General features: G+C 70.7%; 10 protein-coding genes and 1 pseudogene. 6 read left to right on the top strand and 5 right to left on the bottom strand.

Annotated features, from left to right (window positions below; all coding sequences use genetic code 11):
* The 4 genes from PKO50_RS17975 to PKO50_RS17960 all read left to right on the top strand — a co-directional run bounded on the left by PKO50_RS17975 (position 1) and on the right by PKO50_RS17960 (position 6,413).
* A complete protein-coding gene (locus PKO50_RS17975) occupies positions 1 to 1,833 on the top strand; it encodes a S9 family peptidase (protein ID WP_275626806.1) in 1,833 nt (610 codons plus the stop codon).
* 81 nt (positions 1,834 to 1,914) lie between these two features.
* Entirely contained in the window at positions 1,915 to 3,078 is a 1,164-nt protein-coding gene (gene ercA / locus PKO50_RS17970) for an alcohol dehydrogenase-like regulatory protein ErcA (protein WP_275626805.1), read from the top strand.
* Positions 3,062 to 4,759, top strand: a complete 1,698-nt coding sequence (locus PKO50_RS17965) for a NahK/ErcS family hybrid sensor histidine kinase/response regulator (RefSeq protein WP_275626804.1) — start codon at positions 3,062 to 3,064, stop codon at positions 4,757 to 4,759. The genes ercA and PKO50_RS17965 overlap by 17 nt, the downstream gene beginning before the upstream one ends.
* Positions 4,760 to 4,898: 139 nt before the next feature.
* Positions 4,899 to 6,413: a sensor domain-containing diguanylate cyclase gene (locus PKO50_RS17960; protein WP_275626803.1), complete on the top strand. Its 1,515-nt coding sequence runs from the start codon at positions 4,899 to 4,901 to the stop codon at positions 6,411 to 6,413.
* Positions 6,414 to 7,298: 885 nt separating this feature from the next.
* Here the strand turns inward: PKO50_RS17960 and PKO50_RS17955 are convergent.
* Together PKO50_RS17955 and bamA are read right to left on the bottom strand one after the other, a co-directional pair.
* The gene (locus tag PKO50_RS17955; protein ID WP_275626802.1) at positions 7,299 to 7,697 is read right to left on the bottom strand and encodes a hypothetical protein; all 399 of its coding nucleotides are present in this window, start codon (positions 7,695 to 7,697) and stop codon (positions 7,299 to 7,301) included.
* A gap of 123 nt (positions 7,698 to 7,820) precedes the next feature.
* Positions 7,821 to 10,190: an outer membrane protein assembly factor BamA gene (gene bamA / locus PKO50_RS17950; RefSeq protein ID WP_275626801.1), complete on the bottom strand. Its 2,370-nt coding sequence runs from the start codon at positions 10,188 to 10,190 to the stop codon at positions 7,821 to 7,823.
* A 225-nt stretch (positions 10,191 to 10,415) separates the two neighbouring features.
* On the opposite strand from bamA, the gene PKO50_RS17945 reads away from it, so the two are divergent.
* Positions 10,416 to 11,105, top strand: a complete 690-nt coding sequence (locus tag PKO50_RS17945) for a response regulator transcription factor (RefSeq protein WP_089392460.1) — start codon at positions 10,416 to 10,418, stop codon at positions 11,103 to 11,105.
* The gene (locus tag PKO50_RS17940) at positions 11,102 to 12,361 is read left to right on the top strand and encodes an ATP-binding protein (protein WP_275626800.1); all 1,260 of its coding nucleotides are present in this window, start codon (positions 11,102 to 11,104) and stop codon (positions 12,359 to 12,361) included. The genes PKO50_RS17945 and PKO50_RS17940 overlap by 4 nt, the downstream gene beginning before the upstream one ends.
* A 118-nt stretch (positions 12,362 to 12,479) precedes the next feature.
* Here the strand turns inward: PKO50_RS17940 and PKO50_RS17935 are convergent, their stop codons facing one another.
* From PKO50_RS17935 to PKO50_RS17925, 3 genes and pseudogenes are all read right to left on the bottom strand, one after another.
* Complete coding sequence (locus PKO50_RS17935; RefSeq protein ID WP_275626799.1) at positions 12,480 to 13,862, bottom strand: efflux transporter outer membrane subunit; 1,383 nt, start codon at positions 13,860 to 13,862, stop codon at positions 12,480 to 12,482.
* Positions 13,862 to 16,999, bottom strand: coding sequence for an efflux RND transporter permease subunit (locus tag PKO50_RS17930; protein ID WP_275626798.1), 3,138 nt, complete (start codon positions 16,997 to 16,999; stop codon positions 13,862 to 13,864). The genes PKO50_RS17935 and PKO50_RS17930 overlap by 1 nt, the downstream gene beginning before the upstream one ends.
* Positions 17,000 to 17,008: 9 nt before the next feature.
* Positions 17,009 to 18,183: pseudogene (locus PKO50_RS17925) on the bottom strand (efflux RND transporter periplasmic adaptor subunit).
* Between the last annotated feature and the right edge of the window lie 144 nt (positions 18,184 to 18,327).

The raw sequence follows: 18,327 nt of genomic DNA, 5'->3' as shown, positions 1-18,327 counted from the left end.
GTGCGCAGCCTGGCCTACGGCGACTGGCCCAGCGCCTGGAGCGCCGAGCGCGCGGTGGCGGCGGGGCGCGACTTCGCCGAACTGCACGCGGCCCATGGCGGGCTGCTGTGGCTGGCGTTCGAGCCGCGCAGCGCACGCTGCCGCCTGTACCTGTGGCGCGCCGGCGAGCTGCGGGAGCTGACGCCCCCCGGTGCCTCGGCGCGCAGCCGCGTCTACGAGTACGGCGGCGGCGCCTGCTGCGCCACCGCCGACGGCGCGGCCTGGGTGGAGGAGGGCGACCAGCAGGTGCGCTGGCTGCGCTTCGGCGAGCCGCCCCGGCAACTGACCGAGCGCCCGCAGTGCCGCTATGGCGACCTGCACTACGTGGCGGCCTGGAACGCGCTGCTGGCGGTGGAGGAAAGCCGCGAGGGCGACGCGGTGGTGCACCGCATCGTGCGCCTGGCGGCCGACGGCGCGCGCCAGGTCGTCGCCGAGGGCGCGGACTTCTACGCCGCGCCGGTAGCCGCGCCCGACGGGGCGCGCATCGCCTGGGTGGAATGGGACCGCCCGCAACAACCCTGGACCGCGACCCGCCTGTGCCTGCTGCAGGACGGCCTGCGCCGCTGCCTGGCGGGCGAGGGCGGCGGCGAGTCGATCCAGCAACCGCGCTTCGACGGCCAGGGCAGCCTGCACTGGCTGAGCGACCACAGCGGCTGGTGGCGCCCCGAGGTCGAGGATGGACAAGCCGGTGCCTTCGCCGCCGCCGACCATGCCCCGGCGCCCTGGCAACTGGGCGGGCGCAGCTACCTGCCCTTGCCCGGCGGCGAAACGCTGCTGAGCCGCTTCGAGGAAGGCCGCGGGCTGCTGGTCCTGCGCGCCGCCGAGGGCGGCGAACGGCGCCTGGCCCCGGACTTCTCGCGTTTCCGCGCCCTGGCCGCCGACGCCACGCATTTCTATTGCATCGCCGCCGCCGAGGACCGCCTGCCGGCGGTGCTGGCCATCGGCCGTGACGATGGCCACGTACAACTGCTCTGCGGCGGCGAGTGCCCGTTGCAGGACACCGAGCTGTCGCGCCCGCAGCCCTTCGCCTACCCGGTGGCCGGCAACGAGCGCGGCCACGGCTTCTTCTACTCGCCGCGCAACGCCCAGTGCCGCGGCCCGGCGGGGCGGCGGCCGCCGCTGGTGGTGTTCCTGCATGGCGGGCCGACCTCGGCCTGCTACCCGGCGTTCGATGCGCGCATCCAGTTCTGGACCCAGCGCGGCTTCGCCGTGGCCGACCTCAACCACCGCGGCAGCGCCAACTTCGGCCGCGCCTACCGCGAGCGGCTGCGCGGCGAATGGGGCAGGGTGGAGGTGCAGGACATCTGGGCGGCGGTGGTGCGGCTGGCCGCCGACGGGCAGATCGACCGCCAGCGGGTGTTCGTCCGCGGCGCCAGCGCCGGCGGCTACAGCGCGCTCTGCGCCCTGGCCTTCGTCGGCGGCTTCCGCGGCGGCGCCAGCCTCTATGGCGTCAGCGACCCGCTGGCGCTGGGGCGGGTGACGCACAAGTTCGAGGCCGACTACCTCGACTGGCTGATCGGCGACCCGCAACGCGACGCCCGCCGCTACCGGGCGCGCACGCCGCTGCTGCACGCCGCGCGCATCCAGGCGCCGGTGATCTTCTTCCAGGGCGAGCTGGACGCGGTGGTGGTGCCCGAGCAGACCCGCGCCATGGTCGCCAGCCTGCGCCAGCGCGGCCTGGCCGTGGAATGCCACCTGTACCCCGGCGAGCGCCACGGCTTCCGACAGGCGGCCAACCTGGCCCACGCGCTGGATGCCGAGTGGCGCTTCTACCGTGCGCTGCTGGGCGGCTGACGGTCTGGCCAAGGTCGCATTGCAATCGCCGGCGGATGCAGTAGGCTCGCGGAAACATTTCATAACAAGAACAAGCACCCCATGAGCCACGACCTCAGCCTGCTGCGCAAATTCGTCTCGCCAGAGATCATCTTCGGTGCCGGCTGCCGGCATACCGTCGCCAACTACGCCAAGACCTTCGGCGCCCGCAAGGTGCTGCTGGTGTCCGACCCCGGCGTGCTCGCCGCCGGCTGGGTGGCCGACGTGCAGGCCAGCCTGGCCGGGCAGGGCATTGACCATTGCCTGTACACCGACGTATCCCCAAACCCGCGCGTGGAAGAAGTGATGCGCGGCGCCGAGCTGTACCGCAGCGAAGGCTGCAACGTGATAGTCGCGGTCGGCGGCGGCAGCCCCATGGACTGCGCCAAGGGTATCGGCATCGTCGCCGCCCACGGCCGCAACATCCTCGAGTTCGAGGGCGTGGACAAGCTGCGCGTGCCCAGCCCGCCGCTGATCCTCATCCCCACCACCGCCGGCACCTCGGCCGACGTCTCGCAGTTCGTCATCATCTCCAACCAGGACGAGCGCATGAAGTTCTCGGTGGTGAGCAAGGCGGTGGTGCCCGACGTGTCGCTGATCGACCCGGAAACCACCCTGAGCATGGACCGCTTCCTCTCCGCCTGCACCGGCATCGACGCCCTGGTGCACGCCATCGAGGCCTTCGTCTCCACCGGCCACGGCCCGCTCACCGACAGCCACGCGCTGGAGGCCATGCGCCTGATCGACGGCAACCTGGTGCGGATGATCGCCAACCCCGACGACATCGCCCTGCGCGAGAAGATCATGCTCGGCAGCATGCAGGCCGGGCTGGCCTTCTCCAACGCCATCCTCGGCGCGGTGCACGCCATGTCCCACAGCCTGGGCGGCTACCTCGACCTGCCCCATGGGCTGTGCAACGCGGTGCTGGTGGAGCACGTGGTGGCCTTCAACTACAACGCCGCGCCCGAGCGCTTCAAGGTGATCGCCGAGACCTTCGGCATCGACTGCCGCGGCCTCACCCACGCGCAGATCCGCCAGCGCCTGGTCGAGCACCTGATCGCCCTCAAGCGCGCCGTGGGCTTCCACGAGACCCTCGGCCCGCACGGCGTGGGCATCTCCGACATCCCCTTCCTGTCGCGCCACGCCATGCAGGACCCGTGCATCCTCACCAACCCGCGCGAGTCCAGCCAGCGCGACGTCGAGGTGGTCTATGGCGAGGCCCTCTGAGCCCCAGCAGGACGCCCTGGCGGCGCTGCTCGGCCTGGGCAGCCACTCCACGCGCAAGAGCCACTACCCCGAGCTGCTGGCGCGCCTGGAGGAACTGGAAACCGAGCGCAACCGCTATAAGTGGCTGTTCGAGCACGCCGTGCACGGCATCTTCCAGGCCAGCCTCAGCGACGGGCTGCGCGCGGCCAACCCGGCCCTGGCGCGGATGCTCGGCTACGCCGACCCGCAGCAGGTGCTGTGGAACCTGCAGGACATGGCGACCCAGCTGTTCGCCGGCGGCGAGGCGGAGATGCGCCGTATCCGCGACCTGATGCGCGAGCAGGGCGGGCTGTTCGGCTACGAGACGCGCCTGCTGCGCAAGGACGGCAGCCACGTCGACGTGCTCATGAACCTGCTGCTCAAGCCCGACGAGGAAGGCCTGGTGGAAGGCTTCGTCGCCGACATCACCGAGCGCATCCTGGCCCAGCAGCGCCTGCAGACCCTGAACGAGGAACTGGAGCAGCGCGTCACCGAACGCACCGGTGAGCTGGAAGCGCTGAACCAGCAGCTGCGCGAAGCGCGCGACGCCGCCGAGGCGGCCAACCGCAGCAAGGACAAGTACCTGGCGGCGGCCAGCCACGACCTGCTGCAGCCGCTCAACGCCGCGCGGCTGCTGGTGGCCACCCTGCGCGAGCGGCAATTGCCGGGTGCCGAGCAGCAACTGGTGGAACGCACCCACCAGGCCCTGGAAGGCGCCGAGAACCTGCTCACCGACCTGCTGGAGATCGCCCGCCTGGACCAGAGCGCGATTCGCCCGGACCTGGACGTGCACGGCCTGGACGAGCTGCTCGGCCCGCTGGCCTCGGAGTTCGAAAGCGTGGCGCTGTCGTCCGGCCTGCAGCTGCGGGTGCGCATCCCCAACCTGTCGGTGCGCACCGACGCCCGCCTGCTGTCGCGCATCCTGCGCAACTTCCTCAGCAACGCCTGCCGCTACACCGGCCATGGTGGCGTGCTGCTGGCCGCGCGGCGGCGCGGTGCCAGCGTGCGCCTGGAAGTGTGGGACACCGGCCGCGGCATCCCGGCGGACCAGCTGCAGGCGATCTTCCTCGAATTCAACCAGCTCGACGCCGGCCGCGCCGCCGAGCGCCAGGGCGTGGGCCTGGGCCTGGCCATCGTCGACCGCATCGCCGGGCTGCTCGGCTGCGCGGTGCAGGTGCGCTCGGTGCCCGGGCGCGGCTCGCTGTTCGCCCTCGAAGTGCCCCTGGCCGAGGCCCTGCCGCCGCGCGCCAGCGGCGATACCGCGCCGCGCCCGAGCACCGGCGACCCGCTGCCGGGGCGGCGCCTGCTGGTGGTGGACAACGAGACCTCGATCCTCTTCAGCATGGCCGCGCTGCTCGGCCAGTGGGGTTGCGAGGTGCTCACTGCCACCGACCGCGACGCCGCCCTGGCGCTGCTCGGGCGGCGGCCGCCGGAGGCGATACTCGCCGACTACCACCTGGACCACGGCGCCACCGGCTGCGAACTGGTGCGCGACCTGCGCCGCCACTACGGCCGCGAGATCCCCGCGGTGATGATCAGCGCCGACCGCAGCGACGACTGCCGCCGCGCCCTGCAGCGCCTGGGCATCCCGCTGCTGAACAAGCCGGTGAAACCGGGCAAGCTGCGCGCGGTGCTCAGCGCCTTGCTCGATGCGCCGGCGTGACCGACCGGTCATGGGCGGATTCGCGCTAGCGGGCTAGAATACCCGGCGCGCAGACGGCTGCGCCCGATCGCCGCTGCCGGTCCCGACAGGGGGCCGCGCCGTCCGGCAACGGTTTTCCCCGTGTTGAGCCCGTGATGCCGTGAAGCGTGATACCCGCGTAGCGTCCCTCCTGCTGTTCATGACCTGCGTCTCCCTGGCACTGCTGACCGCCTGGCAGACCTGGTCCTCGCGCGAGCGCACCCTGCGTGACGTCAACACCGACATGCTCAACCTCACCCAGGCGCTGGACTCCTACACCGAGGGTGTCATCCGCCAGTGCGAGGTGCTGCTGCTGGACCTGGCCGACCGCATCGAGAGCGATGGCCTGGGGCCCCTGCAGCTGGAACACCTGCAGGGGTTGCTGGGGCGCCAGCAGAAGGTGCTCAGCCAGGTGCTCGGCATTTCCCTGTTCGACGCGCGCGGCCGCTGGCTGCTGGTGTCCAGCGGCAGCGTCCCGCCGGGGGCGAGCAGCGCGGACCGCGCCTTCTTCATCCACCACCGCGACGACCCCTCGCGGGACATCTTCATCGGCCCGCCGATCCGCAGCCGCTCCACCGGCCAGTGGGTGATCACCGTCAGCCGCCGCCTCGACCACCCGGACGGAAGCTTCGCCGGCGTGGTGGTGGCGACCCTGAGCATCGAGAACTTCCTCGGCCTGTTCGGCCGCCTCGACATCGGCCGCCACGGAGCCATGAGCCTGACCCGCGACAACGGCCAGCTGCTGGTGCGCCATCCCTTCCGCGAGGCCGACATGGGCCGCGACCTGTCGGACTCGCCGCTGTTCACCGACTACCTGCGCCACGCCGACTCCGGCAGCGCCAGCGCCACCTCGCGCCTGGACGGCGTGGAGCGGCTCTACGTGTTTCGCCGCAACGACCACTATCCGCTGGTGACCACGGTGGCGCTGAGCAAGGAGGAGGTCCTGCAGGACTGGCGCACCCAGGCCGAGCTCAATGCCGGCATCGCCCTGGCGCTGCTGGCGGTGCTCGGCCTGACCGGCCAGCGCCTGCTCATCGGCATCCGCCGGCGCACCCGCACCAGCCGCCAGCTCGCCAGCGCCCGCGAGGAACTGCTGCAGGCCAACGACCAGCTGCGCGTGCTGGCCACCCAGGACGCGCTGACCGGCCTGGCCAACCGCCGCTGCTTCGACGAGACCCTGGGCACCGAGGCCCGCCGCTGCGCCCGCGAAGGCGCGCCGCTGTCGCTGCTGCTGATCGATATCGACCACTTCAAGCGCTACAACGACAGCTACGGCCACCAGGCCGGCGACGACTGCCTGAAGGTGGTGGCCGGGCTGCTCAGCGCCTGCGTGCGCCGCCCGGGCGACCTGGTGGCGCGCTACGGCGGCGAGGAACTGGCGGTGATCCTGCCCAGCACCGACGGCGCCGGCGCCGAAGCGGTGGCCCGCGGCTTCCTGCAACGCCTGGCGGCCGAGCGCCTGGAACACCGCGAAAGCCCCTTCGGCGTGGTCACCGCCAGCCTCGGCCTGGCCACCGCCCCGGCCAGGGCGGCCGGCGGCCAGGAATGGCAACTGGTGAACGCCGCCGACCGCGCCCTGTACCGCGCCAAGGCCGACGGCCGCAACCGCCTGGAAGTGGAACGCCTGGAGGGCTGAGGCCGGTTAGGCGCCGTAGGAGCGGACTCCGTCCGCGATGGCCGGGGGTATCGGCGCGATTCGCGGATAAGATCCGCTCCTACGCGGCCCACCCCCGCCATTCCCCTGTAGGAGCGCGCCCTGCGCGCGAATCGCGGGCAGGGCCCGCTCCTACAGGTCGACACCGGATTGCCCGCCCGCGCCGGACAGCCGCCGTCGGGAGGCACGGCCGTAGGAGCGGACGCCGTCCGCGATGGCCGGGGGTATCGGCGCGGATCGCGGATGAAATCCGCTCCTACGTGGCCCCACCCCCGCCATTTCCCTGTAGGAGCGCGCCCTGCGCGCGAATCGCGGGCAGGGCCCGCTCCTACAGGTTGACGCCGGATTCCCCGCCCGCGCCGGACAGCAGCCGTCGGGAGGCACGGCCGTAGGAGCGGACTCCGTCCGCGATGGCCGGGGGTATCGGCGCGGATCGCGGATGAAATCCGCTCCTACGCGGCCCCACCCCCGCCATTCCCCTGTAGGAGCGCGCCCTGCGCGCGAATCGCGGGCAGGGCCCGCTCCTACAGGTTGACGCCGGATTGCCCGCCCGCGCCGGACAGCAGCCGCTGGGAGGCACGGCCGTAGGAGCGGACTCCGTCCGCGATGGCTGGGGGCATCGGCGCGATTCGCGGATAAGATCCGCTCCTACGCGGCCCCACCCCCGCCATTCCCCCTGTAGGAGCGCGCCCTGCGCGCGAATCGCGGGCAGGGCCCGCTCCTACAGGTTGACGCCGGATTCCCCGCCCGCGCCGGACAGCAGCCGCCGGGAGGCACGGCCGTAGGAGCGGACTCCGTCCGCGATTGGCCCATCGACCGCACCGGACTCTCCGCTGGTACCCGGTTCTTGGGCATCGGTACATCGGTTTACCCCTGGGAAGAACACCTCAACACCCGCGCCGCGGGGTAGAGGCTGGCGGCCACCCGTTGCAGCTCGGCGGGGCAGGTCAGTTCGCTGATCCAGGCCAGGCGCCGCACCGGGCCGGGTTCGTCCATGGATTGCAGTTCGGCGGATTCGAGCATGGCCTTCATGCGCCAGGCCAGGGCGAACAGTTCTTCGATGAAGGGCGGCGCCACGCTGCCGCGGTGCTCCAGCGACAGGTCGCTGGGGTGGTGGCGGATGGACAGCTGGTAGTGGCTGGCGCCGCCGGCGGCGAGGGTGGCGGTGAAGTGCGTGCCGAGGATGCGTTGCAGCTGGTGCTGCACGTCGTGCAGCAGTTGCAGCGGTACTTCCTCGCGCAGCGCGCCGTGGTCGGTCTGGCCCATGGTCGTCCCCGGGGTCGAGTGGCAGGGCGGCGGCCGTGGCGGCCGCCGGAACAGGTGCCGCCAGCATAGGGAGGGCGACTGTGAACTTGGGTTAAGCCAGGGTAAAGGCGGGTAATTCCGGGCTCAGAAGGTCTGCCCGAGGGAGAACTGGAACACCTCGGTCTCGGCGCCGTCGGGCTTCTTCAGCGGCGTGGCCAGGCTGAAGCTCAGCGGGCCCAGCGGGCTCTGCCAGGTCAGGCCGACGCCCATGGACATGGCCATCTGGTCGAGGCTGACGCTGCCGCAGCCCTGGGTGGTGGACAGGTAGCACTTGTCGGCGAAGACGCTGCCGGTGTCCCAGAACAGCGTGCTGCGCAGCTGGCTCTGGTCCTTGATGAAGGGCAGCGGGAACAGGTACTCGACGCCACCGGTGATGAGGATGTTGCCGCCGAACACTTCCGCGTCGCGGTCGGAGTAGTAGGCCTGGCCTGCGCTGGCGTAGTCGCCGGTGGCCGGGGTGCTGCGCGGGCCCAGGGTGCCGTCCTTGAAGCCGCGCACCGAGCTCAGGCCGCCGGCGGTGTAGTTCTCGTAGAACGGCAGGCCGTCGGTGGAGCCGTAGCCGTTGCCGTAGCCCAGCTGGGTGTGCAGGCGGATGGCGGTGCGGTCGCTCACCGGCAGGAAGGCCTGGGCGCTGTAGTCGACCTTGTAGAAGCTCAGGTCGCTGCCCGGCACCGTGGCCATCAGCGTGAGGCTCTGGGAATGCCCGCGGGTGGCCATCACGCCCTTGTTCAGGGTGGACTCGGACCAGCCGATGGAGGCCTTGAGGTTGTTGAAGGTGCTGCCCTCGCGGGAGATGAAGTCGTAGATCTCGTCGGCGCTGTAGGTGCCCGGGGTGATGTCGTCGTGCTGCAGGGTCAGGCCGTAGGTCAGGCGCGAGGTCTCGCTGATCGGGTAGCCGATGCTGACGCCGGCGCCGAAGCTGTCGATGGAGTAGTACGACACTTCGTCATCGTCGTCGTAGTACTTGCTGTAGTCGGTGCTGCGGTAGAACAGGTTGTAGCCCAGGCTGACGCCGTCGCTGGTGAAGTAGGGGTTGGTGAAGCCGAAGTTGTATTTGGTCTGGTAGTCCGAGCGGGTCAGGCCGATGCTGGTGTAGTTGCCGGTGCCGAGGAAGTTGCTCTGGCTGATGGAGCCGCCGAGGATCAGCCCGGAACTCTGGGAGAAGCCGACGCTGGCGCTGATGGAGCCGGAGGCCTGTTCCTCGACGCTGTAGTTGACGTCCACCTGGTCGTCGGTGCCGGGCACCGCCGGGGTCTCGACGTTGACCGTCTTGAAGTAGCCCAGGCGCTCCAGGCGCTGCTTGGACTGGTCGATCAGGTAGGTGGAGGCCCAGCCGCCTTCCATCTGGCGCATCTCGCGGCGCAGCACCTGGTCTTCGGTCTTGGTGTTGCCGCGGTAGTTGATGCGGTTGACGTAGGCGCGCTTGCCCGGGTCGACCACGTAGGTGATTGACACGGTCTTGTCGTCGTCGTGCGCTTCCGGCACGCCGTTGACGTTGGCGAAGGTGTAGCCCTCGTTGCCCAGGCGGCGGGTGATCAGGTCGGAGGTGGAGGTCATCACCTTGCGCGAGAACACCTGGCCCGGCTCGACCAGCATCAGCTTCTTGATCTCTTCTTCCGGCACCTTGAGGTCGCCGGTCAGTTTCACCTCGCGGACCTTGTACTTCTCACCCTCGTTGATGTTGACGGTGATGTAGACGTGTTTCTTGTCCGGGGTGATGGAAACCTGGGTGGACGCGATGTCCATGTGGATGTAGCCGCGGTCCAGGTAGTAGGAGCGCAGGCGCTCCAGGTCGCCGGAGAGCTTCTCGCGGGAGTACTTGTCGTCGTTCTTGAAGAAGGACAGCCAGTTGCTCTCCTTCAGCTGGAACAGGTCGGTCAGGTCCTCGTCGGAGAACACGGTGTTGCCGACCACGTTGACGTGGGCGATGGCCGCGACGGTGCCTTCGTTGACGGTGATCTTCAGCGCCACGCGGTTGCGCGGCTGCGGGGTGACCTGGGTCTCGATGCTGGCCGAGTAGCGGCCCTGGGCCACGTACTGGCGCTGCAGTTCGTTGCGCACGCCTTCGAGGGTGGCGCGCTGGAAGATCTCGCCTTCGGCCAGGCCCGACTGCTTGAGGCCCTTCATCAGGTCTTCGGTGCTGATGGCCTTGTTGCCTTCGATCTCGATGCTGGAGATCGACGGACGCTCGACCACGTCCACCACCAGCACGTCGCCGTCGCGGCCGAGGTGGATGTCCTGGAAGAAACCGGTGCGGAACAGCGAGCGTGAGGCCTCCACCAGGGCGTGGTCGTCGGCCTGGTCGCCCACGTTCAGCGGCAGCGCGGCGAACACGCTGCCGGCGGAGACCCGCTGCAGGCCGTTGACGCGGATGTCGGCGATCTTGAAGCCTGCGGCATGGGCCAGGGTGGCGTTGAACAGCAGGATCGGGAACAGCAGGCGGGTAGGGCGCATCATGACTTCCAGGCAGGCGGTGGCAGGGGGCGCGGACGGCTCGCACGGCGATCGTCCGGGCGCTGCCGCCCGGCCCGGGCTGGCGGCCGATGAGGATAAGAGCGGGCTGTGTTCGGCGCGGTTAACCCAGGGTAAAGATGTGTAAAGTTTGCCCGTGCGGCGGTGACACGGCGGCCTGGCGGAAGGGATCATTGCGGCTTCCAGGCCTTGAACCGCGTGCCCTCCATGATTCCCGTACTGCTGGTCGACGACGACCGCGAACTCACCGAAATGCTCGGCCAGTACCTGGCCCGCGAAGGCTTCCGCGCCACCGCCGTGGGCACCGGCGAGGAGGGAGAGGCCGAGGCCCTCGGCGGCGCCTACGCGCTGGTGGTGCTGGACGTGATGCTGCCGGGCATCTCCGGCATCGAGGTGCTGCGGCGCATCCGCGCGCGCAGCCAGGTGCCGGTGCTGCTGCTCACCGCCCGGGGCGACAACATCGACCGTATCGCCGGCCTGGAGCTGGGCGCCGACGACTACGTGCCCAAGCCCAGTTCGCCCGGCGAGCTGGTCGCCCGGCTGCGCGCCATCCTGCGCCGGGTGCAGCCCCAGGCGCCGGCCGAGAGCGCCCCGGAGGCGGTCGGCAGCGGCGCCCTGCTGCTCTGGCCCGGCAAGCGCCAGGCGCAGTGGCGCGGCCAGCCGCTGGAGCTGACCGGCACCGAGTTCAGCCTGCTGGAGGTGCTGGCCCGCCAGGCCGGGCAGTTGGTCGGCAAGCAGGACCTGTCGCTGAATGCCCTGGGTCGCCCGCTGACCCGCTACGACCGGCGCATCGACGTGCACATCAGCAGCATCCGCCAGAAGCTCGGCCCGCGCGCCGACGGCAGCAGCTGGATCCAGAGCGTGCGCGGCATGGGCTACCTGCTGATCGTCGAATGAAGCGCGGACGCCTGTTCTGGAAGCTGTTCCTGGCCTTCTGGCTGGCCAACGGCCTGACCTTCCTGGTGGGCGCCGGCGCCTTCATGTTCGACGAGCTGCGCGGCGACACCCCGGCGCTGCGCTCGCTGCTGGCCACCGAGGTGCGCCTGCTGCAGCGCTTCGGCGAGGCGGCGGGGCGCCAGTTGCTGGAGGTGTCGCCGCAGCCGCCGGACGTCCAGGTGGGCCTCTACGATGCCCGGGGCGGGCTGCTCGCCGGGCGGGCGGTGGCCCCGGTGCGCTTCGAGCTGGCGGTCACCAGCCAGGACGGCCAGCGCCTGGTGCTGCGCGCCTCGGCCGCCAGCTCCCTGGACCAGGCGCCGCCGCCGCGCTCCCTCGGCCCGCTGCTCACCGGCACCCTGATGAGCGCGCTCTTCGCCCTGCTGCTCAGCCACTACCTGGCCCGGCCGCTGGCCTGGTTGCGCCAGGCCATGGGCGAGGTCGCCCAGGGCCGCTTCGAGGTGCGCGTCAGGCCGCGCCTGGGCCGGCGCCGCGACGAGATCGTCGACCTGGCCGAGGACTGCGATCGCATGGCCGGCCAGCTCAAGGCCCTGGTGGAGGCCCAGCAGCACCTGCTGCACGACATCTCCCACGAGTTGCGCTCGCCGTTGACGCGGATGAACGCCGCCATCGGCCTGCTGCGGCAGGTGCCCGGGCAGCCCGGCATGCTGGAGCGCATCGAGCGCGAGTCGCGGCGCATGGACGAGCTGATCGAGCAACTGCTCACCCTGGCGCGGGCGCAGTCGCGCCAGGACAACGGCGAGCGCCGCCTGCTGGACGTCGTCGAGCTGCTGGCGCAGATCGTCGAGGACGCCCGTTTCGAGGCGGCGGGCAAGGGCTGCCAGGTGCGCCTGGTGGCCGACCAGCCGTTCCTCGGCCGCGCCCACGAGGAGTTGCTCTACCGGGCCTTCGAGAACGTCATCCGTAATGCCGTGCGCTACACCGCGGCGGGCACCGAGGTGCGCGTCGGCGCGAGCCTGGTGGAGGGGGGCGAACGCCTGGTGGTGTGCATCAGCGACCATGGGCCGGGCGTCGACGGGAGCCGCCTGGGCAGCATCTTCGAGCCCTTCGAGCGCGGCCCCGACGCCGGGCCGGACGGCTTCGGCCTGGGCCTGGCCATCGCCAGCCGCGCGGTGCAGCTGCACCGCGGGCGGATCACCGCCGAGCCCGCCGAGGGCGGCGGGCTGCTGGTGCGCATCGAGCTGCCGCGGCTGTTCTGAGAGCGCTATTCACGATCTCGCGAGCTGGAGCAGAACAAGGCAGAAACCGGCGAGGAAGCCGCTGAATGAGCATTCCTCGCCTGTTTCCAACGCAGTCATGCCGGCGCGCAGCTGATCGTCAGCCCTGCCAGCCGCCGCCCAGCACCTTGTACAGGGTGACGCGGTTGACCTGCTCGGACAGCTCCAGGCTGATCAGCGTCTGCTGCGCCGAGTACAGCGAGCGTTGCGCGTCGAGCACTTCGAGGAAGCTCTGCGAACCCTGTTTGTACAGCGCCAGGGACAGCGCGTAGCTGCGGTCGGTGGCCTGGGTCAGGCTGCGCTGGGCGTCGAGCCGCTCGCTGATGTGGCTGCGCACGGAGAGGGCGTCGGCCACTTCGCTGAAGGCGGTCTGCAGGGTCTTCTCGTAGTTGGCCACGTCGATGTCGCGGGTGATCTTCGCGGCGTCGAGGCTGGCGCGGTTGCTGCCGGCGTCGAAGATCGGCAGGTTGATCGAGGGCGCGAAGCTCCAGGCGCGGCTGCCGGACTTGAACAGCCCGGACAGCTCGCTGCTGGCGCTGCCGCCGCTGGCGGTGAGCGTCACGCTGGGGAAGAAGGCCGCCCGCGCCGCGCCTATGTCGGCGTGGGCCGCCTTGAGCGTGTGCTCGGCGGCGAGCACATCGGGGCGGCGCTGCAGCAGCGTCGAGGGCAGGCCGGCCGGCACGCCGACCAGCAGGGCGACGTCCAGTTTGGCGTCGCCCGGCAGCAGGCTATCGTCCAGGCGCTCGCCCACCAGCAGTTCCAGGGCGTTGCGGTCCTGTTCCACCTGGCTGGCGTAGTTGGCCACGTCGGCGCGGGCCGACTCCACCGTGCTGCGCGCCTGGGCCAGGCTCAGCCCGGACTCGCCGCCCAGGCCGTGGGCCTGTTGCACCAGCGCGTAGGTCTTCTGCTGGCTGGCGTAGGTGTCGCGGGCCAGTTCGAGCAGTTGCTGGTCGGCGGCCAGGGTCATCCAGGCGCTGGCGACTTCCGCCACCAGGCTGATCTGGGTGCTGCGGCGGGTCTGCTCCAGGGACAGGTAGTCCTCCAGGGCGGCGTCCCTGAGGTTGCCCAGGCGGCCGAACAGGTCCAGCTCGTAGCTGCTCACCCCCAGGCCGACGCTGTACTGGCTGCTGACCGTATTGCCGCTGCCTTCGGCCACGCCGCGCTGGCGGGTGCCGTCGGCGGTGGCGGAAAGCGTCGGGAACAGCTCGGCGCGCTGGATGCGGTACTGCGCCTGCTGGTACTTGACGTTCAACGCGGCGACCCGCAGGTCGCGGTTGTTGGCCAGGGCGCGGGCCACGGTGTCGCGCAGGCGGGTGTCGACGAACAGCTCGCGCCAGGCGATGTCGGCGCTGGCCTGGCCGGCCGCGGTGGCGCCGGGCCACTGGGCGGCCACCGGCGCCTCGGGGCGCTGGTAGTCCGGGGCGAGGTTCACGCAGCCGCCCAGGGCCAGCGCGAGAACCAGGGGTAGAGGCGTAAGGCGCATCAGGCTTCTCCTTGCGCGCTGGCGGCATGGTTGGCGGCGGCCAGGCGCCCGGCCAGGCGTTGCACCAGCACGTAGAACAGGGGGATGAAGAACAGGCCCAGCAGCGTGGCGGCGAGCATGCCGCCGAGCACGCCGGTGCCGATGGCCTGGCGCCCGCCGGCGCCGGCGCCGCTGCTCAGGGCCAGCGGCAGCACGCCGAGGATGAACGCCAGCGAGGTCATCAGCACCGGGCGCAGGCGCACGCGCACGGCTTCGAGGGTCGCCGCGAGCAGGTCCTGGCCGCGTTCGAGGTTCTCCTTGGCGAACTCGACGATGAGGATGGCGTTCTTCGCCGCCAGGCCCACGGTGGTCAGCAGGCCGACCTGGAAGTAGACGTCGTTGGACAGCCCGCGCACGCCGGTCAGCAGCAGCGCGCCGAGGATGCCCAGCGGCACCACCAGCATCACCGCGAAGGGCACCGACCAGCTTTCGTACAGCGCCGCCAGGCACAGGAACACGAACAGGATGGAGATGGCATAGAGCAGCGGCGCCTGGTTGCCGGCCAGGCGTTCCTGGTAGGACTGCCCGGTCCAGGCGTAGCCGATGCCTTCCGGCAACTGCGCCATGATCTCTTCCACCGCGGCCATGGCCACGCCGGAGCTGACCCCGGCCGCCGGCTCGCCCACCAGCTCGTAGGCGCCGAAGCCGTTGTAGCGCTCCAGCAGCGGCGAGGCGGTGCTCCAGCGGGTGCTGATGAACGACGACATCGGCACCATGGCGTCGTCGCTGTTGCGCACGTACCAGTCGCCGATGTCCTCGGCCTGCATGCGCTTGTCGACGTCGCCCTGCAGGTAGACCTTCTTCACCCGGCCGGCGTCGAGGAAGTCGTTCACGTAGCTGCCGCCCAGGGCCGCGCTGAGGGTGTCGTTGATGTCGCTGGAGGACACGCCCATGGCGCCGGCCTTGCGGTCGTCGATGGCGATGTCGAGTTGCGGGGTGTCCTCCAGGCCCTGGGCGCGCACGTTGGCCAGGCGCGGGTCCTTGCCCGCCAGTTCGAGGAACCTGTCGCGGGCCTTGAGCAGCTCGGCGTGGCCGAGGCCGCCCAGGTCCTGCAGCTGCACGTCGAAGCCGGAGCTTTCGCCCAGGCCCATGATGGCCGGCGGGGACATGACGAAGACGTTGGCGTCGAGGATCTTCATCAGCGCCAGGTTGGCCCGGCGCGCCACCGCCGCGGCGCCGTGCTCCTCGCCGCGGCGCTCGGACCAGTCCTTGAGCTTGACGAAGGCGCGCCCGGAGTTCTGCGCGTTGCCGCCGTTGCCCAGGCCGCGCACGGTGAGGATCGAGGCGACCTCCGGCTGCGCGAGCATGTATTCCCGCACCTGCCGGGTCACCGCCTGCAGGCGTTCGTCGGTGCCCCCCACCGGCAGGGTCATCTGCATCATCAGCATGCCCTGGTCCTCGTCGGGGAGGAACGCGGTGGGCAGCTTGTGGAACAGCAGCGCCACGCCGCCCAGCACCAGCGCATACACCAGCAGGGCGCGCAGCGGGCGCGCCAGCACCGCCCTGACGCCGCGCCGGTAGCTCTGCGAGCCGCGCTCGAAGGTGCGGTTGAACCCGCCGAAGAAGCCACGGCGTTCCCCTCCATGCGCCTTGCCCGGCTTGAGCACGGTGGCGCACAGCGCCGGGGTGAGCGTCATGGCCACCAGCACCGAGAGCGCCATGGCGGCGACCATGGTCACCGAGAACTGCCGGTAGATGACGCCGGTGGAGCCGCCGAAGAAGGCCATGGGCACGAACACCGCCGAGAGCACCACGGCGATGCCGATCAGCGCGCCGCTGATCTCGCCCATGGATTCGCGCGTGGCCTCGCGGGGCGACAGGCCCTTCTCGGCGATGATCCGCTCGACGTTCTCCACCACCACGATGGCGTCGTCCACCAGCAGGCCGATGGCCAGGACCATGCCGAACATCGTCAGGGTATTGATCGAGTAGCCCATCAGCGAGAGCACGCCGAAGGTGCCCAGCAGCACCACCGGCACGGCGACGGCCGGGATCAGGGTGGCGCGCCAGTTCTGCAGGAACAGGTACATGATCAGCACGACGAGGGCGATGGCCTCGAATAGCGTCATGACCACTTCCTCGATCGATATCTTCACGAAGGGCGCGGTGTTGTACGCCACCTCGGAGTGCAGCTGCAGCCTGCTGGGGAAGAACTTCTCCAGCTCGGCCATCTTCGCCTGCACCGCTTCGGAGACGTCCAGCGCATTGGCGCCGCTGGCCAGGCTCACCGCCATGCCGCCGGACTGCCGGCCGTTGTGCTCGGCCACCACGTCATAGCTTTCGCTGCCCAGCTCCACCCGGGCCACGTCGGCCAGTGTCACCACGGCGCCGTTGCTGGCGTGCTTGAGCACCAGGTCGCGGAACTGCGCGGCGGTCTGCAGCTTGCTGCGCGCGCTGATGGTGGCGTTGAGCTGCTGGCCGGGCCGCGCGGGGAGGGCGCCGAGCTGGCCGGCGGAGGTGTCGACGTTCTGCGCCTGCAGGGCGCTGCTGATGTCCGAGGGCATCAGCGCGTACTGCTTGAGCCTGTCCGGGTCGAGCCAGATGCGCATGGCGTAGCTGGAGCCCAGGGTGGTCACCTGGCCGACGCCGTCGACCCGGCTGATCTGGTCGTACAGCGTGCTGGAAATGAAGTCGCTGATGTCGGTGGCGCTGACCTCGGGGTTGTCGGAGACCAGCGAGAGGATGATCAGGAAGTCGCTGGAGGAGTTGCGGATCTCGATGCCCTGCTGCTGCACCGCGTCGGGCAGCCGCGCCTTGGCCTGCTCCAGCTTGGTCTGCACCAGCATCTGCGCGGTGTTGACGTCGGTGCCGGCCTCGAAGGTCAGGGTGATGCTGGCGCTGCCCGCCGAGCTGCTGCTGGAGGACATGTAGGTGAGGCCGTCCAGGCCGGTCATCTGCTGCTCGATGACCTGGGTCACCGAGTCCTCCATGGTCTTGGCCGAGGCGCCGGTGTAGGTGGCGTTGAGGGTGATCTGCGGCGGCGCGATGTCGGGGTACTGCGCCAGCGGCAGCTGGACGATGGCCATGGCGCCACCGAGCATCACCAGGATGGCGATGACCCAGGCGAAGATGGGGCGGTCGATGAAGAAACGTGCCATGGCGTGCCCTCAGTCGCGTGCGTCGTTCTGCGCGCTGAGCTGCGCGTCCAGCACCTTCACCTGCTGGCCGACGCGGACCTTCTGCGTGCCCTGGACGATGAGCTGGTCGCCGTCCTCCAGGCCCTGGCCGACCCACCAGCGGTTGCCCACCGCGCGGGCCAGGCTCAGCTGGCGCTGCTCCACCTTGCCGTCGACCACCACCAGGGCGGTGGCCTCGCCGCGCTCGTCGCGGGCCACGCCCTGCTGCGGCACCAGGATGGCGTCCTGCTGCACGCCTTCCTGCAGCGTCGCCTTCAGGTACATGCCCGGCAGCAACAGGCCCTCGGGTTGGGCACCAGGGCGCGCAGGGTCACGCTGCCGGTGCCCTCGTCGACGCTCACGCCGTTGAAGGTCAGGGTGCCTTCGTGGGCGTAGCGGCTGCCGTCCTCCAGCTCCAGGCTGATGCGCGTGGCGTCCTTCTCGTCGGCGGGGGCGAGCTTGCCCTCGGCCAGCTCGCGTTTGAGGCGCAGCAGGGTGGCGCTGGGCTGGGTGAAGTCGACGTAGATCGGGTCCAGTTGCTGCACGGTGGTCAGGGCGCTGGTCTGCTCGGCGGTGACCAGCGCGCCGGGGGTGACCGAGGAGGTGGCGGTGCGCCCGGAGATGGGCGCGTCTATCCGCGTATAGCCCAGGTTGATGCGCGCCGTCTTCAGCGACGCCTGGGCCGACTGCAGGCTGGCGCGGGCCTCCAGCAGGGCGGCCTGGGCACTTTCGTTGTCTTCCGCGCTGATGGCGTCGATCTTCACCAGCCGGGCGTCGCGCCGGGCCTTGAGCTCGGCCGCCTTCAGCGTGGCGCGGGCCGAGGTGACGCTGGCCTCGGCCTGGGCCAGGGCGGCCTCGTAGGGCTGCGGGTCGATCTGGTACAGCGCCTGGCCGGCCTTCACCGTCCGGCCTTCCTCGAACAGCCGTTTCTGGATGATGCCGCCGACCTGCGGGCGGATCTCCGCCACCAGGTGCGCGCTGGCGCGGCCGGGCAGGGTGAGGCTGAGCGCCTGGGGCGCGCTGCGCACCCGGTAGACGCCGACCTCCTGCAGGTCGGGCTGCGGCGGGGCCGCCCGGTCGTCGAGGCAGCCGCCCAGGGCGAGCAGGCCGGCGCCCAGCAGCAGGGCGCGGGCCAGGGTGGAAAGCGGGGGTACGAGCGAGGGCATCCGGGACTCCGATCCTGGGTTGGATTCAGTGTCCAGGGTGCTCGGCGAATGTGCAGGCAATGTGCAGAAATCTGGGAGATTGCCCGCCGCGCCTTGAACGACCGCGGGGGCCGCGCTTCAATGGCGGCATCCCGACAGCGGCGC

This window comes from Pseudomonas sp. 273, from assembly GCF_029201425.1.
Classification (GTDB): Bacteria; Pseudomonadota; Gammaproteobacteria; order Pseudomonadales; family Pseudomonadaceae; genus Pseudomonas; species Pseudomonas delhiensis.
The sequence above is the reverse complement of the archived record's forward strand: the minus strand, read 5'-3'. Positions and strand labels throughout refer to the sequence as shown.